The organism is Lysinibacillus sp. fls2-241-R2A-57 (assembly GCF_030209535.1).
Taxonomy (GTDB): domain Bacteria; phylum Bacillota; class Bacilli; order Bacillales_A; family Planococcaceae; genus Lysinibacillus.
The window spans coordinates 1-9,215 of the sequence record NZ_JARVRU010000205.1 but is presented as its reverse complement, the minus strand read 5'-3'; the positions used below and the strand labels follow the sequence as shown (position 1 = coordinate 9,215).

Genomic DNA, 9,215 nt, shown 5'->3' with positions numbered 1-9,215 from the left:
CTCTGCCTAGTTATTTCAAGCAATGTCTTGATCTTTCAGGGTGCGAAAGTTGAGTTAATATTATTAAAAAAACTCCATATGCGTTTTTTCTTTCTTATAGTAAACCAATCGATCCTGTAAAGTCCCTGTATGGAATTCGAATTTATGACCATCTGGATCCGTGAAATAAATCGATTTTTTATCTCTTATATCTCTTTGTCTACCTTCTAGTATGTTGACATTATGTTGGACTAGCTTTTCATACATTTTGTCAAAATCATCCTCATGGATTGAAAATGCTATATGAGTATAGGATTGATGGATTTCATTGCGTGGAATATCCTGTTCTACATTAAGAGCAAGCCACAGCCCATTTACATCAAAATAGGCTGTACTTCTCCCCTTCACTAATAACTTTGCGTCCAAAACTTTTTCATAAAATACGATGGATTCCTCTAGATTTGATACTGAAAATAATAAATGATTAACGTTCTGGATTGTCATGTGTGTGTGCCCCTAACTTTGAAATCGCTGATAGAAGCAGGTTTATCGCTGATAGGCAGGCTAAAATCGCTGATAAATCCCTCCATATCGCTGATAAAATGCCGATTTGCGCTGATAAAGCTTCCAATTCCGCTGATAGCTCGCTCTCTCACTCTTATCAAGATTCATTTATTTTGACTTTTTACCTTTCTTTAAGCCTTTCGCGACTTGCTTCCATTTGCGTTGCTCAGTTAGTCTTGCCTGGGCATTTGTTTTTCGTTCGATAAAAGCAAGCTCTTTTTGTAGCTTAAAATAGCTTTGGAGACGAGATTGTTCAAGCACACCATCTGTAATGGCTTGTTGTACAGCACAATGTGGCTCCTTTTGATGTGTGCAATCCCGATAATGACAGGCTGCCGAAAGTTCCTCGATATCCTTAAAGCTAGAGGATAAACTATCCCCCTGATCCCATAATTGTAGCTCTCGCATTCCAGGTGTATCGATTAAACAACCGCCACTCGGCAGTATCACTAACTCACGATGTGTTGTTGTATGGCGCCCCTTTGCGTCATCTTCACGAATATCCGAAACCTTCATATAGTCCTCACCACTAAGAGCATTCGTCAATGTGGATTTCCCTGCACCAGAAGAACCGAGCAAGGCACCTGTCACGCCTTCTGTAAATAGCGCAAGAATATCTGCTAAGCCTTCACCTGACAGAGCGCTAGTCACAAAAACATCTACACCGAACGCTACAGATTCAACCTCACTGATCATATTAGAAATATCTTCACATAAATCGGCCTTCGTCAATACAACAACCGGCTTTGCACCTGAATCCCACGCAGCTACTAAATAACGTTCTAGACGACGAATATTAAAGTCCGCATTTAAACTCATAACTAAAAGCACGATATCAACATTCGATGCTACAATCTGCTCTTGTATTTCCGCTCCCGCAGCCTTACGTGAAAAGACTGATTTTCGAGTAAACAATTTATGAATAATCGCCTTTTCCTCACCAGGCATTTTCTCAACTAGCACCCAATCCCCAACTGCTGGGAAATCCTCACGTGCTAATGACGTATACGCGTAATGTCCAGCAATCGTCGCTAGCCACTCTCCTTCTTCAGCCAGTACACGATAGGAATGCTTATGCTCTAAAGTAACCCTTGCCGGTACACAGTTCGCCAGCTTAGCCTCCTGTTTAAATCCAGTCATTTGCTCTTCAAAATATGTTGAAAATCCTAAAGTTGTTAAATTCAATTTGTTTTCCTCCTAAATGTGCATATCATTTGTACTCGATTAATAAAAACATAAAAAAACCTTGTCTCTGCGCAATTCGGCAGTTACAAGGTTTCACAGGCACATTTAAGAGAATATACAAATCACCACAATTATGAAGTCATCTCACTACAATGCGTGGTCAAATTATATATTTTAGGCGTGTGAAATTGAACAAACCGAATTGCAGTTCGTTAAAAACGGCTCTATTCATCATGTCACATCACCTACTTCCGATATTAGTTGCTGTTAATATAGCGGAATTTTCCGAAAATGTCAATTACAATCTTACAAGCATGTATCCCCCATCTCCCCGCATACAATAAACAAGACCGCTATTGGCGAAGGAGATGTTGAATTGTCAAAAATCATTTCGATCAGTACATACAAACCACCGTACACATTACAACAGACAAACGCAGAAGAACTAACGAAGGAGCTGTTTCATGCAAAAATCCCTAAATTAGAACGCTACTTAAAAGTTTTTGAGAACGGTGGTATTGAAACACGGAATTTTTGTGTACCACCAGAATGGCATCGTATGGATCATTCCTTTGAAGAACGTAACGATTTATATATTGAGCTAGCTACACAATATAGTGTTGAGGTCATTCAAGCCTGTTTACAAAATGAAGCGTTTTTAGAAGCACCGATTTCGCCTAAAGATATTGATGCCATTATTTTCGTGAGTAGCTCAGGTATTTCAACACCAAGTATTGATGCACGAGTTATGAATAAACTTCCATTTTCAGACAGACTTAAACGTATTCCACTTTGGGGACTTGGCTGCGCTGGTGGTGCTGCTGGTATTAGTAGAGCTTATGATTTTTGTCGTGCACATCCAGAAGCAAAAGTTCTCGTCGTTTGTGTCGAGCTTTGTAGTCTAACTTTTCAACCCAATGATTTTTCGAAAAGTAATTTAATTGGTGCCTCTCTTTTTGCAGATGGTGCAGCATGTGCACTTATCTGTGGAGATAAAATGAATATCGCAGTAAAAAAATCAACACCTACTATTATAGGTTCAGGCTCTAAATGGATGCCAAATTCAGAAAATGTTATGGGCTGGAATATAAAAAACAATGGCCTCCATGTCATTTTTCAGAAAAGTATTCCTGCTATAATTACTACTTGGCTCGGCCCATTCATTGAACAATTTTTATTGGAACATAAGCTATTCAGTGAACAGCTTAACCACTTTATTGCACATCCAGGCGGTAAAAAAGTATTAAAAGCCTATGAAGATACTCTTTATCTAGCTCCCTCAAAAACCGACATTTCTCGGGAAATATTAAAACATCATGGAAATATGTCATCTCCTACAGTGCTATATGTGTTGGAGCAATTTATGTTAAACGAAGGACATGTGGAGGATACTGGCTTGCTCGTCGCTCTCGGGCCTGGCTTCTGTGCTGAAGCTGTATTACTTAAATGGAGGGAGTAGCATGATTTTTTACATTATCTTGATTCTCGTCATTCTACAAAGATTGATAGAAGTTTCAATTGCTAAACGCAATGAAAAATATATGCTTTCACAAGGAGCCTATGAAGTTGGTGCTTCTCATTATCCATATATGGTTACGATGCACATCAGTTTTTTCCTCTTTTTAATTGTTGAAGTAGTTACTAATAATAATAATAGTTTATCGCCTTTATTCCCGTTATTGTTCTTATTATTTATTGCCGTGCAAGCATTACGTATTTGGTGCATTCGTTCATTAGGTAATTTTTGGAATACAAAAATATTAATTTTGCCAGGTGCAGAAGTTGTGCGAAAGGGTCCTTACACACTTATGCGCCATCCCAATTACGCAGTCGTTTGCTTAGAAATTCTTCTTTTGCCTTTAATGTTTCAAGCATATTTTACAGCGTTTTGCTTTACACTTTTAAATATGACAATATTATCAATACGCGTTCCCATCGAAGAAAAAGCTTTACGCGACGCTACGAATTATAATCATGTATTTCAAAAGAAGATTTCGGAATCCTAGCCGAAATCTTCTTTTTCTTTCTTTATTCTTTAATGCCATTCCCAATTGAACGGATCTTGTAAACTTTCCCATGGGTTATTAAACTCATCTTCCGTTAATAAACACTTGTCCAATTCTTTTATAATCGTCTCTTTATCTAATTCAACGCCAATTATAACGAGCTGTGTCATGCAATCTCCAAATTCCTCATCCCAATCCTCTAGTACCTCAGGGCTTTGCAAGAAAACATCCTGTTGCTGTTCCTTTGGCAAAGCGGCTACCCAATAAGAGACTGGTTCTATTTTTGCCGATGAGCCAGCCTGTGATAGTAACAATGCAACATCCTGATGTTTCGCACTCCAAATAATACCCTTTGCTCTAACAATCGATTCTGGCATATGATCACACCATTCTACAAAACGCATTGGATGAAATGGTCTTCTACGCTTATAGGTGAAAGAAGAAATGCCGTACTCCTCTGTTTCAGGTGTATGATTTTCATGGCCAAGCTCTAATTCCTTTAACCAACCAGCAGATTCGGATACCCTTTCAAAGTCAAAGCGTTCAGTATTTAATATCTCAGCTGGCTCTATTACACCATTAACTGTACGAATTAGCTTAGCTTCAGGTTGTAAAGCGCGCAAAATACGCTCTAATCTTTCAAGCTCTTCAACTGATACTAAATCACATTTGTTTAATACAAGGACATCACAAAACTCGATTTGGTCGATGAGTAAGTCCGCAACATCCCGTTCGTCTAACTCACCGACTGCCTCCTTACGCTCCAAAAGACTTTCACCTGACTGAAAATCATGCCAAAAACGATTTGCATCTACTACAGTCACCATCGTATCAAGCTGGCAAAACTTTGTTAAATCAATACCTAGCTCCTCGTCTAAATAGCTAAACGTTTGGGCAACAGGTATTGGCTCACTAATCCCTGTCGATTCAATTAAAATGTAATCAATAGTACCAAGCTTCGCGAGACGTTCCACTTCCTGCAATAAATCTTCACGCAGCGTGCAGCAAATACAACCATTCGATAACTCCACAAATTTTTCCTCTGTTCGAGAAATTCCGCTTCCATTTGCGATAAGCTCCGCATCAATATTAATTTCACTCATATCATTGACGATTACAGCCACACGCATATCCTTTTCATTTTGTAGAACGTGATTCATCATTGTAGTCTTACCAGAACCTAAATAACCACTTAAAACTGTAACAGGAATTTTCTTCACCATTTTTACAACTCCTCAAATCGTAATCATTACTATTTATAGTTTGTAATTAAAACATAGAATCCTACAAAATGCAACATCCGCTGAAAGAAGTTAAAAACTTTGTAAAAATACATTGTTGACATATTTCATTAAAAATAATAATGTATAAAGCGTAACAATTACGATTTAAAAGGAGGCATTTTATGCGCGTACAAGTAACATTAGCCTGTACAGAAACCGGTGATAAAAACTATATCACAACGAAAAATAAACGAAATAATCCTGAAAGACTGGAGCTTAAGAAATATTCCCCTCGTTTAAAAAGAATTACTTTACACAGAGAAACGAAATAACATAAAAATGACTGTTTCAAAAGCGACTTTGCTTACTTTTGAAACAGCCTATTTAACACGGGATAAAAAAATGCTATGTTCCCCTTTCCATAACGTGTGGTTGATTTCCATTCCGACTGGGGGCGTCCGATGAGCCGCTTCACTCGCTCCAAGGTCTCATCTGTGACTCCACTCAACCTATTACATGGTTAACAAATATCATCCACAACTTTTGGTGATGAGATTTCCTTATTATTTATTTCTATAGCTAGCTCGTTTAATTTCTGCTCCATGTCATCCAAAATACGTAATTTATGATCCAACTGCCCTTCAAAATCTACTGATTGGGCCAATACTTTATTTACTTGAGCATCTAATTGTATAAGAACTTCTGGGTTAATCATCGTTTTTCCATTCCAGGAAGAGATTTGTTTTTTTTCATCCGCTAATTGTTGCGATAATTTTTCTATCTCACTGCTTTTTTCCTCTATTGTTTTAGTTAAATACTTATGGAGATTGACTGAATCGGCTTGTTCTAAACGTGATTTCTCAATTACTTCAACCATTGTCTCCATTCGTTGGCTTATTTCTTTTGTAAAATCGCTCAGCTTGTTTTCAAGGCCAGCAATGTCCGTCTTATAATTAAAATCCGTATTCACTGAAAGTAATTCAACTTTAGTGTCTTTTAATAGTTTATTTTCTGCACGCAGCTCTTCTATTTCTTTTAATAATGTCTCTATCGAAGAAAGTTGTTTTTTTTTGTGAATTTCTCTTGTTTGAATATCATCATTGTAGGCTTGTGTATCTTTTTCATAGTCTCTCTTCAGCTTTAAAAGCTCCATTGAGAGCGCCTTCTTTTGATTTGTTAATTGGACGTTTTCTCGTTCTAGTCTTAGTACAAATGAATAATAATCACTATCTCTGAGCCTTTTAACTTCATTTTTATATTTCGCTAATTCAGCTCTTAAAAAAATGATCATTTGCTGAAGTTGAATAGGATCATTGTTTTTGATAATATCATTATCCACATTCACACCTCCAATCACGATAATTTTTTAAGTAAACTAATCACTTCTTCAAATTGCTCCTTACTCTCCTCTAACATCTCGTCAAGCTGCTTCAGCATCTTCATTTCTCTTTCCTCATCACCTATTTCATCAACTTTTCTTTTTTCTCCTGATAGTAAATGGGTAATAAGCAGATTCAATGTGCCCTTTTCGAGATAAGCAAAGCTATTATTTTCTTCATTACTATAGTTAGATAGATTATCAAGCCGTTCCTTCATAAGTTGATGGACAACACTATCTTTTTTTTGATTCATATTTTCACGCTTACTCATTTTCATCCTCCTGTGTATAACTCATTCCATTTAGATTAATAGGATTCAAAACAACAGCACCATCTTCTAACTGATCACAATATGTAAATCCCATGATACTTCCTGAATAAGATGAATTCTGACCCCATTTGATCTGAAAGTTAGGAAATGATAGTATCTCGTTTGGCTCTAGCGTTGTTTTTCCTATAGGTCTAAGCCAGAACTCCTCCTTGCTTGATTTATCATTAATTCGCTCCCAGCTACTGTTTCCTTTTAAATTTGGTGCGAAATGTTCATAGACATATCTTCCTGAAAAGGAGAATGGGGAATCTTCAGGTAGCTTTATGCATAGATAAGGGTTCGTTATAGGCTGATTACCTATATTGCGAATATGATAAGAGCCCAAGCATAGGCTTTCCTCATCGGGATTATAAGAAATATTGATTGAGGATGTAAAATAACTAATAACGTTAATACTTTCCGGAACAATAAACTCCTCAATCGATTTTTTTATTTCATGAACATAAAAATCCGTTTGTTTTTTTAATGCATACATTTTTTCTTCTACACGATCGATGCGAGTAAGCATAATCAGTACCCCTTTACTAATAGTATTGAATTAATGAAAGCAAATTCAAACTTCTTTATGTGGCAGCTACGTCCTTTATAAAAAAAAAAGAGAGGATAAACCTCTCTTTACAATATGATTTTCTTCTATGTGTTAGTACCATTAACCGACAGGCGGGAATATAGCAGGGCACTGCTGAGGGCGAACTACACCCGGACATGCGAACGGTAATTCTGCTCTTGGCTCGCAGAAAGTCGCTAAGAATTCCACAGTAACTGGGAATGTAGATTGAATACTTTGGCAAACAGATACAGTAATCGTTAATGCAGAAAACGTAATTGTACCTGCTCCAGCTGTTAATGTTCCAGTTGTACACACGAAACAATCTAAATCTGTGAATAAAATTTCTACATCTGTCCCTTGCGGCGCACATAATGTAACTTGTTCACAACGAGAAAGTGGAATAGCAGAGCTTGTGAACATAGTGCCGTTCGGTAAACAAACAACTATCGTAAGAATAAAATTCTTTTGGATAGTTAAATTTTGAAGACATACCGTTGAACCATCAATGACAAATTGGCGATTCTCACGATTCAAGATCACAATAGGATTTGTTGTTGCTGGAACTACTTTACATGTAGCTACCGCACCTGTTAAATCAGTAGTTGCTGTTACTCCTGGAAAAGGAATTGGTCCAGTAGGGGAAAAATCAAAAGACATTTCCTTTACAATCCAGTCGAATACTTTATCGACGTTGATACAAATTAGTTCCTGCGCCTGAGATGGCATATTCTCTAGCATCCTTTTGACACCTCCATAATTTTTTATCTTTCGTTTGTATCATATGTTTTCTAACTATAAGTGTATGGGCTAATAAATAATTCGTTTTGATTTTTACGAAAATCTTTACTAGCAGTATGTATCTTTTTCGCTTACACCTCCTCTTCTAATGGAGGAACTAAAATGTTCGAAAAGAGCTGTATATTTGTAACAGAAAGTAACTATTTTTAATAAAATATTAATGGACTGAAAGGGGTGAAATGCAATGGAAGATTCAAAATTGTACTCCATTCAAGACATTGAAAAATTGAAGCAACAGATAGAAGCCTACAAAGACACGTTAACTTCATTAAAGACGGGAGCTTCAATTGAAGATTACCTATTTATGAAAATGGATATTGATGAGATTAAAATGCAAATGGCACTTTTAGAAGAACTAACTGAAACAATAGATGATAAGCAAAAAAATCCACAAATTAGAGGCTATGAGGAGCAGATAAAACTTCTATCGGCACAGATTGAGTATCTGAATCAAACGATTGAGGACATGAACCGAGAAATACTAAAAGTTTTAAACAAATTACGCACGATTGAAAATACCGAAGCTCCGACCACTCTACCTAAAACAGAAAACATATCTACATTTATCGCTAACGATGCGCGAAGGGATTCGATCATTACACAGACAACAAGTCAATCGGCGAATACATCAAAACAACCATCTTATAAAATGCTACAATCTCTGGCAGGTAAAGCAACAAATGCGCAATTAGATGTAAACAATAACAATGGTATACCTTCTTCTCGCAACGGGGATCAAAGAGATGTACCTGAGGAACGCCATTTTAATCAACAATACTTTCAATCAATAAATACTCATCCAAGCCAAATATATAATGGCTTATATAGAAATACCAAAACCGAATCCACCTTCCATTTTAAACACGCTACGAGTAAACAGGAAATTCCAGTTAATATGAATGAACCTGCCTTACCACCTGACAATGCCTCTACTCCCAACAATTACAGAAAAAAAAATACTGCTGTCACTGTAGATGACATGAACTCTGAATTAACAAATGAGCCTGGTAATCATAAAGCAGTTGAAACTGTTCATGAGCCTGTCATTCTTGAAACAGCTGAAACTGTTAGTGAACCGTTCATTCTTGAAGCAGCGGAAACTGTTAGTAAGCCTGTCATTCTTGAAGCAGCTAAAACTGTTCATGAGCCTGTCATTCTTGAAGCAGCTAAAACTGTTCATGAGCCTGTCATTCTTGAAGC

Annotated in this window: 13 protein-coding genes; 4 read left to right on the top strand and 9 right to left on the bottom strand. The window is 36.9% G+C overall.

Going from position 1 to position 9,215, the window contains the following annotated elements:
* Positions 1–63: 63 nt before the first annotated feature.
* From fosM to rsgA, 3 genes are read right to left on the bottom strand one after another with little or no spacing between them, the layout of a single operon-like run.
* The gene (gene fosM / locus QRN68_RS25050) at positions 64–483 is read right to left on the bottom strand and encodes a FosM family fosfomycin resistance protein (protein ID WP_285400023.1); all 420 of its coding nucleotides are present in this window, start codon (positions 481–483) and stop codon (positions 64–66) included.
* Positions 464–610, bottom strand: a complete 147-nt coding sequence (locus QRN68_RS25045) for a hypothetical protein (protein WP_285400021.1) — start codon at positions 608–610, stop codon at positions 464–466. Before QRN68_RS25045 ends, fosM begins: the two co-directional genes overlap by 20 nt.
* Before the next feature lie 41 nt (positions 611–651).
* Complete coding sequence (gene rsgA / locus QRN68_RS25040; protein WP_285400020.1) at positions 652–1,728, bottom strand: ribosome small subunit-dependent GTPase A; 1,077 nt, start codon at positions 1,726–1,728, stop codon at positions 652–654.
* Positions 1,729–2,104: 376 nt separating this feature from the next.
* On the opposite strand from rsgA, the gene QRN68_RS25035 reads away from it, so the two are divergent.
* Both QRN68_RS25035 and QRN68_RS25030 read left to right on the top strand, forming a co-directional pair.
* Positions 2,105–3,187, top strand: coding sequence for a type III polyketide synthase (locus QRN68_RS25035; RefSeq protein WP_285400019.1), 1,083 nt, complete (start codon positions 2,105–2,107; stop codon positions 3,185–3,187).
* Between the two features lies 1 nt (position 3,188).
* Positions 3,189–3,734 (top strand): isoprenylcysteine carboxyl methyltransferase family protein, encoded by a 546-nt coding sequence (locus QRN68_RS25030; RefSeq protein WP_285400018.1) that lies wholly within the window; start codon positions 3,189–3,191, stop codon positions 3,732–3,734.
* A 29-nt stretch (positions 3,735–3,763) separates the two neighbouring features.
* Here QRN68_RS25030 and QRN68_RS25025 read toward each other — a convergent pair whose 3' ends face one another.
* Positions 3,764–4,954, bottom strand: coding sequence for a GTP-binding protein (locus tag QRN68_RS25025; protein ID WP_285400024.1), 1,191 nt, complete (start codon positions 4,952–4,954; stop codon positions 3,764–3,766).
* A gap of 185 nt (positions 4,955–5,139) precedes the next feature.
* Here QRN68_RS25025 and rpmG point away from each other — a divergent pair, with 185 nt between their 5' ends.
* Positions 5,140–5,289 carry a 50S ribosomal protein L33 gene (gene rpmG, locus QRN68_RS25020; RefSeq protein ID WP_285400017.1) on the top strand — a complete coding sequence of 50 codons (150 nt, stop codon included), beginning with the start codon at positions 5,140–5,142 and terminating at the stop codon, positions 5,287–5,289.
* A gap of 32 nt (positions 5,290–5,321) precedes the next feature.
* On the opposite strand, the gene QRN68_RS25015 is transcribed toward rpmG, so the two are convergent.
* The 5 genes from QRN68_RS25015 to QRN68_RS24995 form a co-directional block, all read right to left on the bottom strand.
* Positions 5,322–5,465, bottom strand: a complete 144-nt coding sequence (locus QRN68_RS25015) for a hypothetical protein (protein ID WP_285400015.1) — start codon at positions 5,463–5,465, stop codon at positions 5,322–5,324.
* 12 nt (positions 5,466–5,477) lie between these two features.
* A complete protein-coding gene (locus tag QRN68_RS25010) occupies positions 5,478–6,296 on the bottom strand; it encodes a hypothetical protein (protein WP_285400014.1) in 819 nt (272 codons plus the stop codon).
* A gap of 14 nt (positions 6,297–6,310) precedes the next feature.
* Positions 6,311–6,607, bottom strand: a complete 297-nt coding sequence (locus QRN68_RS25005) for a hypothetical protein (protein ID WP_285400013.1) — start codon at positions 6,605–6,607, stop codon at positions 6,311–6,313.
* The gene (locus tag QRN68_RS25000) at positions 6,600–7,142 is read right to left on the bottom strand and encodes a hypothetical protein (RefSeq protein ID WP_285400012.1); all 543 of its coding nucleotides are present in this window, start codon (positions 7,140–7,142) and stop codon (positions 6,600–6,602) included. The genes QRN68_RS25005 and QRN68_RS25000 overlap by 8 nt, the downstream gene beginning before the upstream one ends.
* 174 nt (positions 7,143–7,316) lie before the next feature.
* Entirely contained in the window at positions 7,317–7,955 is a 639-nt protein-coding gene (locus tag QRN68_RS24995) for a BMQ_0737 family morphogenetic spore coat protein (protein WP_285400010.1), read from the bottom strand.
* Between the two features lie 244 nt (positions 7,956–8,199).
* Between QRN68_RS24995 and QRN68_RS24990 the strand changes: the two genes are divergently transcribed.
* Positions 8,200–9,215 (top strand): hypothetical protein (locus QRN68_RS24990; RefSeq protein ID WP_285400008.1); only part of this gene is annotated, 1,016 nt, incomplete at its 3' end.

What these genes read in the sequence shown, in the direction of transcription:
- fosM (WP_285400023.1), bottom strand. Translation starts at nt 483, where the DNA reads ATGACAATCCAGAACGTTAATCATTTATTATTTTCAGTATCAAATCTA.
- QRN68_RS25030 (WP_285400018.1), top strand. Translation starts at nt 3,189, where the DNA reads ATGATTTTTTACATTATCTTGATTCTCGTCATTCTACAAAGATTGATA.
- rpmG (WP_285400017.1), top strand. Translation starts at nt 5,140, where the DNA reads ATGCGCGTACAAGTAACATTAGCCTGTACAGAAACCGGTGATAAAAAC.
- QRN68_RS25005 (WP_285400013.1), bottom strand. Translation starts at nt 6,607, where the DNA reads ATGAGTAAGCGTGAAAATATGAATCAAAAAAAAGATAGTGTTGTCCAT.
- QRN68_RS25000 (WP_285400012.1), bottom strand. Translation starts at nt 7,142, where the DNA reads ATGTATGCATTAAAAAAACAAACGGATTTTTATGTTCATGAAATAAAA.
- QRN68_RS24995 (WP_285400010.1), bottom strand. Translation starts at nt 7,955, where the DNA reads ATGCTAGAGAATATGCCATCTCAGGCGCAGGAACTAATTTGTATCAAC.